Origin of the sequence: Hydrogenophaga sp., assembly GCF_018780075.1 — a bacterium.
In the GTDB taxonomy this organism is placed as follows: domain Bacteria; phylum Pseudomonadota; class Gammaproteobacteria; order Burkholderiales; family Burkholderiaceae_C; genus Hydrogenophaga.
Window position 1 is genome coordinate 120,043 of record NZ_JADMKB010000003.1, and the last position, 16,464, is coordinate 136,506.

At 66.1% G+C, this 16,464-nt stretch carries 14 protein-coding genes and 2 tRNA genes; 8 read left to right on the plus strand and 8 right to left on the minus strand.

Annotation, left to right across the window (positions count from 1 at the left end; genetic code table 11):
• Positions 1-24 precede the first annotated feature (24 nt).
• The 6 genes from IV088_RS00700 to IV088_RS00725 form a co-directional block, all read right to left on the minus strand.
• Positions 25-477 carry a DUF126 domain-containing protein gene (locus IV088_RS00700; RefSeq protein WP_291096621.1) on the minus strand — a complete coding sequence of 151 codons (453 nt, stop codon included), beginning with the start codon at positions 475-477 and terminating at the stop codon, positions 25-27.
• 61 nt (positions 478-538) lie between these two features.
• Positions 539-1,831: an aconitase X catalytic domain-containing protein gene (locus IV088_RS00705; protein ID WP_291096622.1), complete on the minus strand. Its 1,293-nt coding sequence runs from the start codon at positions 1,829-1,831 to the stop codon at positions 539-541.
• Positions 1,832-1,870: 39 nt separating this feature from the next.
• Positions 1,871-2,674, minus strand: a complete 804-nt coding sequence (locus IV088_RS00710) for an IclR family transcriptional regulator (RefSeq protein ID WP_291096624.1) — start codon at positions 2,672-2,674, stop codon at positions 1,871-1,873.
• A 101-nt stretch (positions 2,675-2,775) separates the two neighbouring features.
• Positions 2,776-3,765, minus strand: a complete 990-nt coding sequence (locus IV088_RS00715) for a tripartite tricarboxylate transporter substrate binding protein (protein ID WP_291096626.1) — start codon at positions 3,763-3,765, stop codon at positions 2,776-2,778.
• 32 nt (positions 3,766-3,797) lie between these two features.
• A complete protein-coding gene (locus IV088_RS00720; RefSeq protein ID WP_291096628.1) occupies positions 3,798-5,513 on the minus strand; it encodes a dihydroxy-acid dehydratase in 1,716 nt (571 codons plus the stop codon).
• Between the two features lie 67 nt (positions 5,514-5,580).
• Positions 5,581-7,029 (minus strand): FAD-dependent oxidoreductase, encoded by a 1,449-nt coding sequence (locus IV088_RS00725; RefSeq protein ID WP_291096630.1) that lies wholly within the window; start codon positions 7,027-7,029, stop codon positions 5,581-5,583.
• 155 nt (positions 7,030-7,184) lie between these two features.
• Here IV088_RS00725 and IV088_RS00730 point away from each other — a divergent pair, with 155 nt between their 5' ends.
• The 8 genes from IV088_RS00730 to IV088_RS00765 all read left to right on the plus strand — a co-directional run bounded on the left by IV088_RS00730 (position 7,185) and on the right by IV088_RS00765 (position 16,134).
• The gene (locus IV088_RS00730) at positions 7,185-8,219 is read left to right on the plus strand and encodes a tripartite tricarboxylate transporter substrate binding protein (protein ID WP_291096632.1); all 1,035 of its coding nucleotides are present in this window, start codon (positions 7,185-7,187) and stop codon (positions 8,217-8,219) included.
• A gap of 47 nt (positions 8,220-8,266) precedes the next feature.
• On the plus strand, positions 8,267-9,490 hold the full coding sequence (gene dapC, locus IV088_RS00735) for a succinyldiaminopimelate transaminase (protein ID WP_291096634.1): 1,224 nt from the start codon (positions 8,267-8,269) through the stop codon (positions 9,488-9,490).
• A gap of 56 nt (positions 9,491-9,546) precedes the next feature.
• The gene (gene dapD, locus IV088_RS00740) at positions 9,547-10,380 is read left to right on the plus strand and encodes a 2,3,4,5-tetrahydropyridine-2,6-dicarboxylate N-succinyltransferase (protein ID WP_291096636.1); all 834 of its coding nucleotides are present in this window, start codon (positions 9,547-9,549) and stop codon (positions 10,378-10,380) included.
• A gap of 137 nt (positions 10,381-10,517) precedes the next feature.
• Positions 10,518-11,678 carry a PilT/PilU family type 4a pilus ATPase gene (locus IV088_RS00745; protein WP_291096638.1) on the plus strand — a complete coding sequence of 387 codons (1,161 nt, stop codon included), beginning with the start codon at positions 10,518-10,520 and terminating at the stop codon, positions 11,676-11,678.
• Positions 11,678-12,847: a succinyl-diaminopimelate desuccinylase gene (dapE, locus tag IV088_RS00750; RefSeq protein WP_291096640.1), complete on the plus strand. Its 1,170-nt coding sequence runs from the start codon at positions 11,678-11,680 to the stop codon at positions 12,845-12,847. The genes IV088_RS00745 and dapE overlap by 1 nt, the downstream gene beginning before the upstream one ends.
• A gap of 5 nt (positions 12,848-12,852) precedes the next feature.
• A complete protein-coding gene (gene prmB / locus IV088_RS00755; protein WP_291096642.1) occupies positions 12,853-13,746 on the plus strand; it encodes a 50S ribosomal protein L3 N(5)-glutamine methyltransferase in 894 nt (297 codons plus the stop codon).
• Positions 13,743-15,758 carry an ABC-F family ATP-binding cassette domain-containing protein gene (locus tag IV088_RS00760; protein ID WP_291096644.1) on the plus strand — a complete coding sequence of 672 codons (2,016 nt, stop codon included), beginning with the start codon at positions 13,743-13,745 and terminating at the stop codon, positions 15,756-15,758. The genes prmB and IV088_RS00760 overlap by 4 nt, the downstream gene beginning before the upstream one ends.
• Positions 15,759-15,885: 127 nt before the next feature.
• A complete protein-coding gene (locus IV088_RS00765; protein WP_291096646.1) occupies positions 15,886-16,134 on the plus strand; it encodes a GlsB/YeaQ/YmgE family stress response membrane protein in 249 nt (82 codons plus the stop codon).
• A gap of 97 nt (positions 16,135-16,231) precedes the next feature.
• Here the strand turns inward: IV088_RS00765 and IV088_RS00770 are convergent.
• Positions 16,232-16,307: transfer RNA gene (locus IV088_RS00770), tRNA-Lys, on the minus strand.
• A gap of 75 nt (positions 16,308-16,382) precedes the next feature.
• A tRNA-Lys gene (locus IV088_RS00775) sits at positions 16,383-16,458 on the minus strand.
• Between the last annotated feature and the right edge of the window lie 6 nt (positions 16,459-16,464).

Genomic DNA, 16,464 nt, shown 5'->3' on the forward strand with positions numbered 1-16,464 from the left:
GCGCCCTTCGGGGGCTCCGCTCCCTCAGGCGCGCTTGGTGATTTCCACCACGCCGGCGTCGGCGTCGACCCGCACCCAGTCGCCTGTTTCGATGCAATCGAGCGGATCGCGGTCGAAATCCGTCATGGCCGGCGCATGGGTGACCACGGCGCCCAGCGCCATCTTGGTGGTCATTTCATTGAACAGGAAGGCGGCCGGAGCGCTGTTGAGCAGACGGGTCATGTGAAACATGGCCGACCAGCCGGAAGAGCCCTTGGCGCCGGGAAACACCAGCACCTTGCCCGCAAAACTCTGGCCCTTCAGCTCGTGGCGGGTCTCGATCACGCTGCCGGTGCGGGGGTCGATGCCCCCCCAGCCCGAGATGCGGTCGCGGGTGACGAGCGCCTCACCCTCGCACACGCCACCCACCACCTTGCGACCACGGATGACGATCACAGGGGCAGGGGCTGCGGCAGGAGACACATGGATCGCGCTCATGGGGCAACCCTCCGTGCTGCGCACTGCGGGACTGAACACCTTCGGAACGGCCGGGCGGCGCTCATTGCAGTCCCCCTGTCCAACGGCCCGTGCAGGCCGCGTCGATGCATTCGCTGGTCGTGCCAAACCAGGCCTGTATCCCGAGAATGGCCGGCAGGTAGTGCGCCTGCTTGGCCGAGTCCAGCGCCACGGTTCGCGTGCCTTTGGGCACAGCGCGGCTCATGGCCGAACAACTGTCTGACATGAGGATGCCGCCAGCCTCCTCGATGATTCGGGTGTAACCATTGCGGTCGGCCAGGGCCTTGATGGCCCGCGGCGTGAAGATCCAGAGTTCGCAGTCTGGGTGCACCTTGCGCCCTTCCAGCAATTGGGCGGCTTCCCAGATCTGTTCGATGGTGTAGTGCGGGCAGCCCAGCATCACGTACTGAATGTCGGCCGAGGTCGCGGTGGTGTTGAGCTTCTCGTAGGTCCGACGGCGGTCCGCCTCGCCGTAGCGCAGCACTTCGCGCGGCGCCTGGCCGCCCAGCGCTTGTTCCAGGGTCAGCGCCTCGGGCGTGACGCCGACGATGTGGTACATCTCCACCCCGCCCGAGGACGAGGCGGCCGCACCGAAGTGCTTGAGCCGGGGCAAATTGGGCACCCGGGCGATGCCACGGCGGCTGTGCACCACGGGCACGCGCTCCTGCACGTGTTCACCGATGAAATAGCCCAGCAGGCCCCAGTCCTGCACCGATTCGATCTCGACGTCGAGCTCCACCACGTGCGTGGCGAGGCGGTGGTCGGGCAAGTGGTAGCCCCAGTAGGGAATGCGCCCGGTCAGCATGGCCGCGCCGCAACTCTCACGCCCTTCGGTGTTGGTGCGCGCCCCCAACACCGAATTGCAGTAGATCACCGCCGAAGACTCCATCCACGCGCAGTGCTCACCCCGGGTCGGGATGTTGCCCAACTGGTACGGGGTGCAGGTGTTCATGATCTGAGCGCCCAGGCCGGCGGCGTGGCGCTCGCTCTTCTCATAGAACCGCACGGTTTCCTCGCTCACCCCCATGCGCTCGGGCTGACCCGGATCGAAGCCGAGCTGCAGGTGACTCGTGAAGGTCTTGAACTTCGGGATGGCCACCACCTCCTGGCTGTCCAGGCTGAATTCGGAGAACACCGCGTCCATGCCGCCTTTGGCTTGCGCGAAGTCGCGCTGGAACGGCGTGGTGGAGGTGATCGTGGCGCAGACATTGTTCGTCTCCACCAGGCGCTCGGCATCCAGCGCTTCGCCGTAGCGCACCAGCAGGTCCATCGCCTTCTGCACGGCTGGGCCGTCGCGGCCGTCGTACATGGCTTTCTCTTCGTCGCTGAGGTGCATGGCAGGGGTCTCGATGAAGTCCAGGGGGATGGTCTGGGGCTACGGCAACGCGGGCAAGTGACCACCAATGGCGTGTGCGATGGCCTGCGCGATGGTGCGCAGCCGCGGGGCGAGTTCCTCACGCAGCCGTTGCTCGGTGAACATGAAGGCCGCGCCGCCGCAATTCAGCGCCATGACCTCACCGCTCGGACCGATCAGGGCGACCGACACCGAATTGATTTCGCGGTGAAACTCGCCCAGCGAAAGGCAGTAGCCCAGGTCGCGCGCTTCGGCGATGGCGCGATGCATCGCAGGCGCCACGCTGTCCCATTCAGGCCCGCGCTGCAGGCGCAGCGAGTCGATCAGCTGCTGGCGCTGGGGTTCATCCACTGCGGACAGGAAGGCTCGGCCCAGTGCAGACACCGGCAATGGCGCTCTCGAACCGACGTCAAGCCGCGCCGCCAACATGGACGTGCGCGGCCGGCAAGCCTCGATGATCACCATCTCCATGCCATCGCGCACCGCCAGGTAGGTGGAGACACCCACCTCTTCGGCCAGCGACTGCAGGTAGGGCCGTGCCACGCCGCGCACGTCCAGGCTTCCCAGGAACACGCGTGCCAGCGACACCACGCCCGGCCCGAGCATGAAGCGGTCGGCCACCGGCGCGGGCTTGAGCATGCCGGCGCCCACCAGCGTGGCCACCAAGCGGGTGACGGTCGGTCGTGGAATGCCGGTCAGGCGCACGAGTTCGGCATGGCCCAGCTGGGGGCGATCTTCTGAGAAGCTGCGCAACACCGCCAGGCCGCGCTCGAGTGCGCTGACCGTGTCGGCGCTCTTGGCGCGTGGAGTGTGGGATGCGGTCATGGTCGGGCGATTGTGCAACGAGGCAGGACGGCTGCGCGGCGACCGCATGGCCTTGGACGGCCCCTCCCGCGCACCCTCGTCCATGGTGGTTCCTGCGTGGTTCACTCGAACTTGACGTTGTTCTCGCGCACCGTGGTCGTGAAGGCGTCCCACTGCTTGCGATGGAAGGCCGCGAACTGGGCCGGCGTCATGCCGTAGCCCGAGAAGCCTTGCGCCACCAGTTGCTCGCGCACCTCAGGGCGACTCAGCGCCTGGCGCAGCATCTGGCTGAGCCGCTCGGCGATCACGGCGGGCATTTTCGCGGGACCGAAGAAGCCGGCCCAAGGCGTGATCGTGACCGCGCCCAGCCCCAGCTCGGCCGCCGTCGGCACCTCGGGCAGCAGGGGGCTGCGCTCGGGCAACAAGGTCAGCAGCGGGTGGATTTTCTTGTCCTTGGCGAAGCCGGGAACCAGCGTGCCGGTGGAGAACATCATTTGGATCTGTCCGCCCACCAGGTCCGTCATGGCCTGGGCGTCACCTTTGTAGCGCACGTTGACCACCTTGGTGCCGCGGTTGGCCAGCAGTTGCAGCATCGCCAGTTCCGAAGCGCTGTTGCTGGAGCCCGAGTTGTACTTGTTGGGGGTCGCCGCCACGTGGTCGAGGAATTCCTTCAGGCTGCCCGAGGGCAGTGCGGGCGACACGGCCAGGAACATGGAAAACTCACCCGCCGTGGTCAGGGGCGTGAAGGCCGTGAAGGGGTCGTAGGGCGGATTGGGGCGCAAGGCCGGCACGGCCACCATCGCCGTGTTGGTGCCCAGCATGAAGGTGTAGCCGTCGGGTGCGGACCGCAGCACCTCCTGCGCGGCGATGATGCCCTCGGCGCCGGGCTTGTTGTCCACCACCACCGGCTGCCCGGCCTGGGCCGCCAGGCCCTTGGCGATGACGCGCGCAATCGTGTCGGCGCCACCGCCGGCCGAGAAGGGAACGATCAGGCGGATGGTTTTGTCGGGATAGGTCTGCGCCGAGGCGGTCGTGGGCAAGACCAGCGCAGCGGCTGCGCCGGCCAGCGCCAGCAGGGCACGACGGTGCATGACGAAAGTGGCTTTTTTCATGGTGTGTCTCCTCGGTTGAATCACGGCTTCACTCACTTGACCAGCACGGCGCCCCGGGCGGGCGCACTGACGTTGTTGCGGTAGATCTGCAGCCAGCCGCGGTCGAACTGCGGTGGCGCGGGGGTCCAGGCGGCGTGGCGACGCTGCATCTCGGCGTCGTCCACCAGCAAGTCGCAGCACCGGGTATCCAGATCAATGGCGATCGGGTCGTCATTGCGCACCAGCGCCAGCGGCCCGCCCAGCGCCGCCTCGGGCGCCACCTCGGCCACCACCAATCCCTTGCAGACCAGACCCGAAAGGTGGCCATCGGTCACCAGCGCCACCAGATCGCCCAGCCCCGCGCCATCGATGGCGAAGACCACGCGCGAGGCGCCGCCGCCCATGGCCGGGCCGCCGCGCGTGCCGGCACCGCGCATGACGACCACGTGGCCGGGCTGGATGCGGCCCTCGTTGAGGGCCGCGAGGGCCGCGTCGCTGGTGTCGAAGCAGATGGCCGGCCCCTCAAAACGACGCTTCTTGCGTTCCAGGATGCCTGTCTTGACGATGCCCGTGTCGGGGCACAGGGAACCGCGCAGCACCACGATGGCCGGGCGCGCGGCCACGGGGCGGTCCAGCGGGCGGATGATCTCCGGGTCGCGCACCGACACGTCGTCCAGATCGGCGGCCAAGGTGCGGCCCGTCACGGTGAGCACCCGCGTGTCCAGTTGCGGCGTCAATTGCTTGAGCACGGCCTGGCAGCCGCCGGCTGCCTCGAACTGCTCGATGCTGTGCACCCCCACGGGACGCACGCCGGCCAGCACCGGCACCTCGGCACCCAGCTCCTCGAAGAGGCGGTACACATCCAAGTCCAGCCCCGCCTCGGTGGCCACGGCCTGCAGGTGCTTGACGCAGTTCACCGAGCCGCCCACGGCCAGCACGGCGCGCACGGCGTTGGCGAAGGCGCCCGGCGTCAGGATCGCGCGCGGCCGCAGGTCTTCCCAGACCATCTGCACGATGCGCGCGCCGGCACGCTGCACGTCGGCCATCATGCGCTCGCTCATCGCGGCCACGGGCGCGCTGCCCGGCAGCGCCATGCCCAGCGCCTCGCAGACGATGTGCATGGAGTTGGCCGTGCCCATGCCCGAGCAAACGCCCGGCGAACGGATGGCCTCGCGGCTCATGCCCACCAGCGTGTCGCGATCCAGCGCGCCGGACACCACGTGCATGGCGCCGATGAATACCTCCTCGATGTCGCAATGGTGCCCCTGGTAGCTGCCGCTGGCCTGGTACCCGCAGGGCACCAGCAGCGCTGGAATGTCCAGCCGGGCCGCAGCCATCAGCTGGCCGGGCACGGTCTTGTCGCAGGAGGTCAGGCAGACCATGCCATCGAGCTGCGCGCCTTCCACCGCCACCTCGATGTCGTTGGTGATGAGGTCCCGCGCCGCCAGCATGTAGGCGCCACGCGCGCCGGCGCCGGTGATGAAGTCGCTGGGCGCGGCCGTGCGGATCTCGAAGGGCACGGCCCCGGCCGCGCGCAGGGCTTTCTTGAGCTCGGCCGCCACCTGATCAAGATGGCTGAAACAACTGGCCAGCTCGCTGCTGGAGTTGACGATGGCGATCTTGGGCTTCTCGCAATCCGCCTCGGGAATGCCGAGTGCGCGCCACTGCGCGTTGCGCACCGACCAGAGATAGGAGCCGCGGGGAAAGTTGCTGCGCAGTGCGCGCGTGGGCTGGGGCCGGGTACCGGCAGGTGAAGCGGGGGCGTTCATCAATGTCTCCTTGCGTGGCCTAGGGCGGTACGGGGCGGATGCGGCGCAGGGCGAACCGGGGGGCGATTCAGGCGGCGAGCGCGGACTGCGTGAGCGCGACGGTCGCGCCCGGCCGCAGATACACACCCTGCGCCAGCAATCCCTGCTGCAACCGGGCGATGTCCACCGCGCGAGGCTGCACGCCTCCGGCCACGGCCAGCGCAGCCGCCACGCCCGCGGCCTGGCCGGTCAGCCAGCACTGCGGAATTTCGCGCATGAAGCCATGCGAGTTGCGGTCGCAGGAAATGTGTCGACCGCAGGCCAGCAACCCATCGAGCGCCTGGGGCACCAACGCACCGTAGGGAATGGAGATGTTGGGGAATTTGGGTGACACCGCTGGCGACACGGCCACCTCGTCCGGCAGGGCCTGGCCATCGGGCCAGCGGTGACGCCAGACCCCGTCCGTGCCCACCAGCCGACGGGCGTGGCGCACGCCGATTTGCGGTGCACTCTGTAACAGATAGGCATCTTCAAAGCCAGGCGCATGGGCCTTGAAATAGTCCAGATGGGCGGCCATCGCCCGGTGCGAGCGCACCTCCACCGCCGTCAGGTCGTCCACGTCCAGCGCCGAATAGCCGGACTGACGCGGTCCCATGAAGAGCGCGATGTCGTTGCGCCAGGACACGAAGGGCCGCTCGAACAGTTTGAGCGCCTCGCGGCCACGGGCCATGAAGGCGGCGTGGTCGTCGGGTCGCTGGGTCTTGAAGTCGATCCAACGGTTCATGTCGACGCCGCCGAACAACCACGAGGTGTTCATGCAGTGGTGCACGTCGGCCTGCTCGATGTCGTTGACGAAGGCAGCGCCGGCGCGCGCGAACAGGTCGCCGTCGCCGGTGGCGTCCACCACCACGTCGGCCATGATCGCCATGCGCCCTTCCTTGCTTTCAAACACCACGCCCTTGACCGTCCCGCCCTCAACGATGGGGGTGGCCGCCCAGGAGTGGTAGATCAGCTTGACGCCGCGCTCGATCACGATTTCCTGCGAAAGCAGCTTCAGGCGTTCCGGATCGATGGTGGGCGACCAGGTCACGACGCCGTGAAACCCGGCGGTGCGGTGCGACCAGTACCCGGCCTTGTCCGTGTTCTGTGAACCCCAGTCCTCGCGAGCAGGGCCGGCAACCGCCTCGGCCGGCAGGCGTTCAAACAGCTCCTGGGCAAAACCTCGCACCACCAGATGCCCTTCCCAGTCGGTCATGCGATCGATCCAGATCACCAGTCCACCGGTGGACAGTCCGCCCAGGTGGTTGTAGCGCTCAAGCAGCGCCACGTCCGCACCGGCCGCCGCCGCCGCCGCTGCTGCCGCCGTGCCCGAAGGCCCACCACCCACCACGAGCACGCCACAACGGTGATAGATCGGAATGCGCTTGCCCGGCTCATCCCAGTCGCCGTGGACGGGGCGTGGCACGCGCTGGTCGCGGTCAAACACGTCGGACGTCAGAAAGCGCTCGTCGGTGCGTGTCAGGGTCTGTGTTGTCACTCGTCTCTCCTGTGGGTTTTGTTGAATTATGGACTTTCTTTCCATTTTTACAATGTACTTTTGAATTTACTGGGGTAAACACCGATAAAAATCGATTGATTCATTTTTTAGTGGACATACAGTTCAATATTCAAGCAACCCAACCAGGAGACTCCATGTCCAACCCCACGCGCCCCGCTGCCACTGTCACCCCCACCCGCACGGGCTCACGCACCCGCCGCCAAGCCCTAGCGCTGGTGGGTGTGGCCGCCCTGCTGGGCGCTTCTTTGCCAACCTGGGCACAGGACTTCCCGCAAAAGGGCCGTTCGATCCGCATCGTGGTCGGCTTCACCGCCGGTGGGGGCACCGATGCACAGGCGCGCGCTGTGGCCCAGAAGCTGGGCGAGGTGCTGGATGCCAATGTGATCGTGGACAACCGCCCCGGCGCCAGCACCATGCTGTCGGCCAGTGAGGTGGCGCGTGCCGCGCCAGACGGCTACACACTGATGTACGCACCCTCTTCGACCCTGACGCAGAACCCCCACACCTTCGCCAAAGTGCCCTACGACCCGTTCAAGGACTTCACCCCAATCACCGTGGGTGGACGGGGACCGCTGGTGCTGTCCATGAGCACCACCGTGCCCGCCAACAACGTGCGCGAACTGGTCGCACACATCAAGACCCGTCCAGGCCAGACCAGCTATGCCTCGTTTGGGCTGGGCACGTCATCCCACATCTATGGAGAGGCCTTCACCCGGCAGACGCAGATCGACTCTGTGCACGTGCCCTACAAGGGCGGTTCCGACGCGGCGAAAGACCTGATTGGTGGTCGGATCCAGTACATGTTCGACTCGGCCCCCTCGGCCATCATCGCGTCGCAGAGCGGCAAGGTGAAGATTCTGGCCATCGCAGCGTCGCAGCGCATCAGTGCCCTGCCCGACGTACCGACCTTCGCCGAACAGGGATACAGCGGTCTCGACCTGCCCAGCTGGCTTGGCTTCTATGGTCCGGCCAACATGCCACCAGCCGTGTTGAAGAAGCTGAACGAGGCGCTCGTCAAGGTGTTGGCCATGCCCGACATCGTCAAGTTCTACCGTGATGGCGGTTATGAGGCGGGTGGCAACTCACCCCAGGAGTTCGCGACGCTGACCCAGGCCACCTACGACCAGTGGGGCTCGATGATCCGCAATCTGGGTCTGCCCAAACAGTGACGCGCGTGGAAGCGGCGCCAGAGGGGCATGGCCGATAATCTCGGCCCATGAATCCCCTGCTTTCCCGCCTCCAGCCCTACCCTTTCGAGCGGCTGCGCCAGCTGTTCGCGGGTGTCACGCCCTCCCCAACGCACCGACCGATCAGCCTGGGCATCGGCGAACCCAAACACGCCACGCCGCAGATGCTGAAAGACGCGCTGGCCGCCGCGCTCGACACCGGCCTGACCGGCTACCCGGCCACCGCCGGCGAGCCGTCGTTGCGTCAGGCCTGCGCCGACTGGATGCGGCGGCGCTACAACGTCACGGTGAACCCGGCCACCCAGGTGCTGCCGGTGAACGGCTCGCGCGAAGCGCTGTTTGCCTTTGCCCAGACGGTGCTGGACGCCTCCCAACCGAGCGCCACGCTGGCCTTTCCCAACCCGTTCTATCAAATCTACGAAGGCGCGGCCCTGCTCGGTGGCGCCCAGCCGTACTACGTGCCGAGCGTGCCGTCGCGCAACTTTGCGGTGGACTGGGACAGCGTGCCCGACGAGGTCTGGGCGCGCACGCAGCTGATCTTCGTCTGCTCGCCGGGCAACCCCACCGGCGCGGTGATGCCGCTGGACGAGTGGAAGAAGCTGTTCGAGTTGAGCGACCGCTTCGGGTTCGTGATCGCGTCCGACGAGTGCTACAGCGAGATCTATTTCCGCGACGAGCCGCCCTTGGGTGGGCTGGAAGCGGCCGTGAAGCTGGGTCGCGCTGACTTCAAGAACCTGATGATGTTCACCAGCCTGTCCAAACGCAGCAACGTGCCCGGGCTGCGCAGCGGCTTCGTGGCCGGCGATGCCGCGCTGATCAAGGCCTTCCTGCTCTACCGGACCTACCACGGCGGCGCCATGAGCCCTGCCGTGCAGGCCGCGAGCGTGGCCGCCTGGAGCGACGAAGACCACGTGATCGACAACCGCCGCCAGTACCGCGAGAAGTTCGCGGCGGTCACGCCCCGGCTCGCCACGGTGCTGGACGTGGCCTTGCCCGACGCGGCTTTCTACCTCTGGGCGGGCGTTCCCCCCGCCTTTGAAAGCCGTGTGCCCGGCCTGAGCGCCGACGAGGCCTTCGCTCGCGAGCTGCTGGCTCAATACAATGTCACGGTTCTGCCCGGCAGCTACCTGGCCCGCGAAGCCCAGGGCGTGAACCCCGGCCGGGGCCGGGTGCGCATGGCCCTGGTGGCCGAGCCCGCCGAATGCCTGGAAGCCGCGGACCGCATTGTCCAGTTCTGTCAGACAAACCGCTGAGCCGCCCGTCCGGTCGGCCTCCGCCCAACACACACCCTGCAACTTCACTTCACAACATGACCCAACAACTGCAAGCCCTGATCGAAACCGCCTGGGACAACCGCGCTGAACTCTCCCCCGCTTCCGCGCCCAAGGAGGTGCTGGACGCCGTTGAACACGTCATCAGCCAACTCAACAGCGGCCAGCTGCGCGTGGCCACGCGCGAGGCCGTGGGCCAGTGGACGGTGCACCAGTGGATCAAGAAGGCGGTGCTGTTGTCCTTCCGCCTGAAGGACAACGTGGTCATGAAGGCCGGCGACTTGGCGTTCTTCGACAAGGTGCAGACCAAATTCGCCCACCTGAGCGAAGCCGAAATGAAGGCCACCGGCGTGCGCGTGGTGCCGCCGGCCGTGGCGCGCCGTGGCAGCTTCATCGCCAAGGGCGCGATTCTGATGCCGAGCTACGTGAACATCGGCGCCTATGTCGATGAAGGCACGATGGTGGACACCTGGGCCACCGTGGGCTCGTGTGCCCAGATCGGCAAGAACGTGCACCTCTCCGGCGGCGTCGGTATCGGCGGCGTGCTGGAGCCGCTGCAGGCCGGCCCCACCATCATCGAAGACAACTGCTTCATTGGCGCGCGCTCGGAAGTCGTCGAAGGCGTGGTCGTCGAAGAGAACTCCGTGCTGGGCATGGGCGTCTACCTCGGCCAGAGCACGCCCATCTTCAACCGCGACACCGGCGAGGTCTCGTTTGGCCGCGTGCCGAGCGGCAGCGTGGTCATCAGCGGCAGCCTGCCCAAGAAAACGGCATCGGGCAAGGACTACAGCACTTACGCAGCGGTCATCGTCAAGACGGTGGATGCTCAAACGCGCTCCAAGACCAGCCTGAACGACTTGCTCCGAGATTGACCCCCCTGCGCCGCTTCGCGTCTTCCCCCCAGGTGGAGAACACCTGCAGCCCGGCAAAGCCGGTTCTGCGGTGTTCTGGACTCAAAGCACGGTCGCCGACGAGTTTTTTTGTTTTTTGAGTTCTTGAAAGGTCTGGCATGAGCAGCGGAACGATGGAGCGCATCCTGCGTCTGATGGCCGAGAAGAAGGCGTCGGACGTGTACCTGACGGCGCATGCGCCGGCGATGATCAAGATCAACGGCCAGACCATCCCGATCAACAGCCAGGTGCTGCCGCCGGACGCGCCGCGCAACCTGCTGTCCGAGATCGTGCCGCCGGCGCGCATCGAAGAGCTGGTGGACACCGGCGAGCTCAACATGGCCGTGCCACTGGAAGGCATCGGCAACTTCCGCGTCAGTGCCATGCGCCAGCGTGGCAACTACGCGCTGGTGGTGCGCTACATCCCCGCCGACGTGCCAACGCTGGACTCGCTCAACGTGCCACCGATCCTGAACGACATCGTGATGGAGAAACGCGGTCTGGTGCTGATGGTCGGGGCCACGGGTGCCGGCAAATCGACCACGATGGCGGCCATGATCGACCACCGCAACGAGAACGCCACGGGGCACATCCTCACGATTGAGGACCCCATCGAGTTTGTGTACCGCAACAAACGCTCGGTGGTGAACCAGCGCGAGATCGGCAACGACACGGCCTCGCTGCAGATCGGCTTGAAAAATGCGCTGCGCCAGGCACCGGACGTGATCCTGATCGGCGAAATCCGCGACCGTGAAACCATGTCGGCGGCCATCGCCTACGCCCAGTCGGGCCACCTGTGCATGGCCACACTGCACGCCAGCAACAGCTACCAGGCGCTCAACCGGATCCTCAACTTCTACCCGGTGGAAGTGCGCTCGACCATGCTGGGCGACCTGGCCGCCGCACTGCGAGCCATCGTGTCGCAACGCCTGCTGCGCACCCACACCGGTGGCCGCGTGCCCGCCATGGAGGTGCTGCTCAACACCTCCCTGATCGCCGACCTGATCCAGAAAGCCGACTTCTCTGCGGTGCGCGAAGCCATGGAGAAGTCGCTCGCGGTGGGCTCGCAGAGCTTCGAACAAGACCTGGCCCGGCTGGTGAGCGATGGCCTGGTGTCTCGCAACGAAGGCCTGGCGCATTCCGACTCGCCCAACAACCTGCTCTGGCGTTTGCAAAACGACTTCAACGCGTCCAAGTCGAACCAGAACGCCACGCCGAGCGAAGACGACCAGAGCGACGCCGCCACCTTCACCGAGTTCACGCTCGACGTCAAATTCTGATGACCGCCACGCTGCGCCTGACCGAAGAACTGATCGCCCGCCCCTCGGTCACTCCCGCCGACGAGGGCTGCCTGGACGTGATCGCCGGTCGACTCGCGGCCATCGGGTTTCACTGTGAGCGCATCGACAGCGGCCCCGCCGAGTTCCGGGTGAGCAACCTCTGGGCGCGTCGCGGCACCGGTCAGCGGCCCACGCTGGTGTGGGCGGGGCACACCGATGTGGTGCCCACCGGCCCACTGGACGCCTGGGCGAGCGACCCCTTCGTCCCCTCGCACCGCGACGGCAAGCTGTTTGGCCGGGGCGCCAGCGACATGAAAGCCTCGCTGGCGGCCATGGTGGTGGCCTGCGAAGAATTCATCGCGTCGAACCCGAACCCCGCCATCGACATCGCCTTCCTGCTGACCAGCGACGAAGAAGGCCCCGCCAACGACGGCACGGTGATCGTCTGCCAGGAGCTTCAGCGACGTGGCGAGCGGCTGGACTGGTGCATCGTCGGTGAACCCACGTCGGTCGAGCGCACCGGCGACATGATCAAGAACGGCCGCCGCGGCACCATGAGCGGCAAGCTCACGGTCAAGGGCATCCAGGGCCACATCGCCTACCCGCACTTGGCGAAGAACCCGATCCACCTGGCCGCGCCCGCGCTGGCCGAACTGGCTTCTACCGTCTGGGACTTGGGCAACGCCTTCTTTCCCCCCACCAGCTGGCAGGTGAGCAACATCCACGGCGGCACGGGCGCGAGCAACGTGATCCCCGGCAGTGTGGTGATCGACTTCAATTTCCGTTTCAGCACCGAGTCCACGCCCGAGGGCCTGCAGCAACGCGTGCTGGACATCCTGCAACGCCACGGCCTGCAGGCGGGTGCCGACCATGAGCTGCTCTGGACCATTGGCGGGCGACCTTTTCTCACCGCGCCGGGCACGCTGGTGGACGCGGTGCAAGCCGCCATCCACACCGAGACCGGCATCGAAACCCAGCTCTCCACCACCGGCGGCACCAGCGACGGGCGTTTCATTGCCCAGGTCTGCCCGCAGGTGATCGAGCTCGGTCCGCCCAACGCCACCATCCACAAGATCGACGAACACGTGGCCGTGGCCGACATCGAGCCACTGAAGAACATCTACCGCCGCGTGCTGGACAACCTGTCGCAACAGGTCGCCAGCCGCTGAACCCCATGACCCTGCAAGACCTTCTGGCCGAGGCCACGGCGCGTCTCGAAGCCGCCCAACTGGCCTATGGCCACGGCACCCACAGCGCCCGCGACGAAGCGGCCTGGCTCGTGCTCTGGCAACTTCACCTGCCGCTCGACGGCGACCTGGACGAGATGGCCGAGGCCCCCGTCAGCGACGAAGAGGCCCTGGCCGTGGCCGACCTGATCACGCGCCGCATCCAGACCCGCCAGCCCGCCGCCTACCTCACGCGCGAAGCCTGGTTGCAGGGTGTGTCGTTCTACGTCGACGAGCGCGCCATCGTGCCGCGCAGCTTCATCGCGGAGCTGATCGCCGATGGCGGCTTTGACGCCTGGTTGTCCGAGAACACACGCAACGTGCTCGACCTGTGCACCGGCAACGGCAGCCTGGCCGTGCTCGCGGCGATGGCGTACCCCGATGTGCAGGTCACCGGCGCCGACATTTCTGCCGACGCACTGGCCGTGGCCCGCATCAACGTGGACCGGCACGACCTGCAGAACCGCATCACCCTCATCGAATCCGACGGGCTCAAGGCCTGTCCCGGCCCCTACGACCTGGTGCTGTGCAACCCGCCCTACGTCAACGCACAAAGCATGAGCGCCCTGCCCGCCGAGTACCTTGCCGAGCCCGAGCTCGCGCTGGCCGGCGGAGCCGATGGCATGGACTTCGTCCGCCATCTGCTGCGCGATCTCCCCTCCCGCCTGGGCCCGAACGGCGTGCTGGTGCTTGAAATCGGCAACGAACGCGAACACTTCGAAGCGGCGTTCCCGCAGCTCGAAGCCATGTGGCTGTCCACCAGCGCCGGCGACGACCAGGTTCTTCTTCTCACCTCCGATTCCCTTTCGGCACTGGCTTCCCAGCCAACGCCCCTCCCATGATCACATTGAAAAACCTGGTCCTTCGTCGCGGCACGAAGGTCCTGCTCGATGGCGCTTCCGCCACCATCAACCCCGGTGAAAAAGTCGGCCTGGTCGGGCGCAACGGCGCCGGCAAGTCCAGCCTGTTCGGTCTGCTCAACAAAACATTGCACGAAGACAAGGGCGACTTCTATGTGCCCGCCCAGTGGCGCATGGCCCAGGTGGCGCAGGACATGCCCGAAACCGACATGCCCGCCACGCAGTTCGTGATCGAAGGCGACGTGACCCTGCTTGCCGCCCAGCAGGAGGTGACCGCATCGGAAGACAGCAACGATGGCGAGCGCATGGCCCACGCCTACATGGCGCTGCACGACGCCGGTGCGCACGACGCCCCGGCCCGCGCGCAAGCCCTGATCCTCGGTCTGGGTTTCCGCATGGACGAGCTGGACCGCCCTGTCAACAGCTTCTCGGGCGGCTGGCGCATGCGCCTGCAACTCGCGCGCGCGCTGATGTGTCCCAGCGATCTGCTGCTGCTCGACGAGCCCACCAACCACTTGGACCTTGACGCGCTGGTCTGGCTGGAGGCCTGGCTGCAACGTTACAGCGGCACCATGCTGGTGATCAGCCACGACCGCGAGTTCCTGGACGCCGTGACCAACGTCACCATCCACATCGAACGCGCCCAACTCACGCGCTATGGTGGCAACTACAGCAAGTTCGAGGACATGCGCGCCGAGCAGATGGCGTTGCAGGCCACGGCGTACTCCAAACAGCAAGAGAAGGTCGCGCACCTGCAGAAGTTCATCGACCGCTTCAAGGCCAAGGCCAGCAAGGCCAAGCAGGCGCAGAGCCGCGTCAAGGCACTGGAGCGCATGGAGAAAATCGGCCCGGTGCTCGCCGATGCCGACTTCACCTTCGAGTTCAGCGAACCCCAAAACCTGCCCAACCCGATGCTGGCGATGCAGGACGTCAGCTTTGGCTACCCCGCGCCGGAAGACGGCGGCGAGCCCACCGTGATCGTGCGCAACGTCAGCCGCTCGGTGCTGGCCGGTCAGCGCATCGGCATCCTGGGCGCCAACGGCCAGGGCAAGTCCACCGTGGTCAAGACCATTGCGCGCGACCTTTCGGCGATCAGCGGCCAGGTCACCGAAGGCAAGGGGCTGAACATCGGCTATTTCGCCCAACAGGAACTCGATGTGCTGCGACCCGCCGACACCCCGCTGGAGCACATGATCCGCCTGGTGCGCGAATGCACCGCGCAGAGCCGCCTGAGTGGTCAGGCCACGCGCGAGCAGGACCTGCGCAGCTTCCTCGGCAGCTTCAACTTCACCGGCGACCAGGTGAAGCAGGCGGTGGGCAGCATGAGCGGCGGTGAAAAGGCCCGCCTGGTGCTGTGCATGATCGTCTGGCAGCGCCCCAACCTGCTGCTGCTCGACGAACCCACCAACCACCTCGATCTCGCGACGCGTGAGGCCTTGTCGATGGCGCTCAACGAATTCGAAGGCACCGTCATGCTGGTCAGCCACGATCGCGCGCTGTTGCGTGCGGTCTGCGACGAGTTCTGGCTGGTCTCACGCGGCGGCATCGGCCCCTTCGATGGCGATCTCGACGACTACCAGCGCTATCTGCTGGACGTGGCCAAACAGGCCCGCGAAGCCCAGCGTCAGGAACAGAAAGACCAGCGCAACGCGCCAGCGGCCACCCCGGTTGTGGCCGTGGCAGCGCCTGCCGCTGCGCCTGCTCAGGTGGTCAATCGCAGCCCGGAGCAACGAAAGCAGGACGCCCAACGCCGGCAGCAACTGACCGAGCAGCTGCGCCCTTTGAAGAAGGAGTTGGAGCAAAACGAAAAGCGCATGGCGGCGCTGTCCCATGAAAAAGCGGCTTTGGAGGCTGTGCTGAGCCAGCAGACCACGCCGTCGGCCATGGCCGATGCGGGGCGCAAGCTCAAAGCCGTCAACGACGACATCGAGGCGCTGGAAGCGCGCTGGTTGGAACTGACCGACGCCATCGAATCGGCCAACAGCGTTGTGTGAGCCTTGATCGCCGGTGAGGGTTTCAATCCGCTTTCTTCGGCTGCAACAGGCGAGCAACAAGACATTGAACTTCGCGCTACATTCCCCACGTGTTTTTCAACCGCCCACTTGAAAGGTAAACCCTCACATGATGTCCATTCTCGGAACACTGTTCATTGGCCTGATCGCGGGCTTTGTCGCCCGTGCCATCAAACCCGGCGACGACGGCATGGGCTGGATCATGACCGCTGTGCTGGGCGTGGCCGGCTCGTTTCTCGCCAGCTATGGCGGTGCCGCGCTGGGTCTCTATGGCCCTGGCCAGATCGCCGGTTTTGTCGCGTCGGTGATTGGTGCAGTGATCCTGTTGGTGATCTACGGTTTCGTGAAGAAAAAGTAGGCTTTGAATGGGTTATCCGGGGTGAGCTTTCCAAGCGCATCCCCAGGACCAAACAAGCATGAAAAAAGCCCCGATCTTGCGATCGGGGCTTTTTATTTGGTGGGACGTGCGGGGGTCGAACCCACGACAAACGGATTAAAAGTCCGCTGCTCTACCAACTGAGCTAACGTCCCATCAACTGGGCGCTCCAGAAGACTCACATCTACCAGAACAGATTCACAACTGCGAGACCCGAACCATGAATCTCATGGTGGGGCGTGAGTGACTCGAACACTCGACCTACGGATTAAGAGTCCGCTGCTCTACCAACTGAGCTAACGCCCCTCTTGG

Bases quoted from the DNA above. Each gene is read 5' to 3' on its own strand.
- dapE (WP_291096640.1), top strand. From the start codon at position 11,678: ATGACCGCCACGCTGCGCCTGACCGAAGAACTGATCGCCCGCCCCTCG.
- IV088_RS00710 (WP_291096624.1), bottom strand. From the start codon at position 2,674: ATGACCGCATCCCACACTCCACGCGCCAAGAGCGCCGACACGGTCAGC.
- prmB (WP_291096642.1), top strand. From the start codon at position 12,853: ATGACCCTGCAAGACCTTCTGGCCGAGGCCACGGCGCGTCTCGAAGCC.
- dapD (WP_291096636.1), top strand. From the start codon at position 9,547: ATGACCCAACAACTGCAAGCCCTGATCGAAACCGCCTGGGACAACCGC.
- IV088_RS00730 (WP_291096632.1), top strand. From the start codon at position 7,185: ATGTCCAACCCCACGCGCCCCGCTGCCACTGTCACCCCCACCCGCACG.
- IV088_RS00745 (WP_291096638.1), top strand. From the start codon at position 10,518: ATGAGCAGCGGAACGATGGAGCGCATCCTGCGTCTGATGGCCGAGAAG.
- IV088_RS00765 (WP_291096646.1), top strand. From the start codon at position 15,886: ATGATGTCCATTCTCGGAACACTGTTCATTGGCCTGATCGCGGGCTTT.
- IV088_RS00720 (WP_291096628.1), bottom strand. From the start codon at position 5,513: ATGAACGCCCCCGCTTCACCTGCCGGTACCCGGCCCCAGCCCACGCGC.
- IV088_RS00715 (WP_291096626.1), bottom strand. From the start codon at position 3,765: ATGAAAAAAGCCACTTTCGTCATGCACCGTCGTGCCCTGCTGGCGCTG.
- IV088_RS00700 (WP_291096621.1), bottom strand. From the start codon at position 477: ATGAGCGCGATCCATGTGTCTCCTGCCGCAGCCCCTGCCCCTGTGATC.
- IV088_RS00760 (WP_291096644.1), top strand. From the start codon at position 13,743: ATGATCACATTGAAAAACCTGGTCCTTCGTCGCGGCACGAAGGTCCTG.
- IV088_RS00705 (WP_291096622.1), bottom strand. From the start codon at position 1,831: ATGCACCTCAGCGACGAAGAGAAAGCCATGTACGACGGCCGCGACGGC.
- dapC (WP_291096634.1), top strand. From the start codon at position 8,267: ATGAATCCCCTGCTTTCCCGCCTCCAGCCCTACCCTTTCGAGCGGCTG.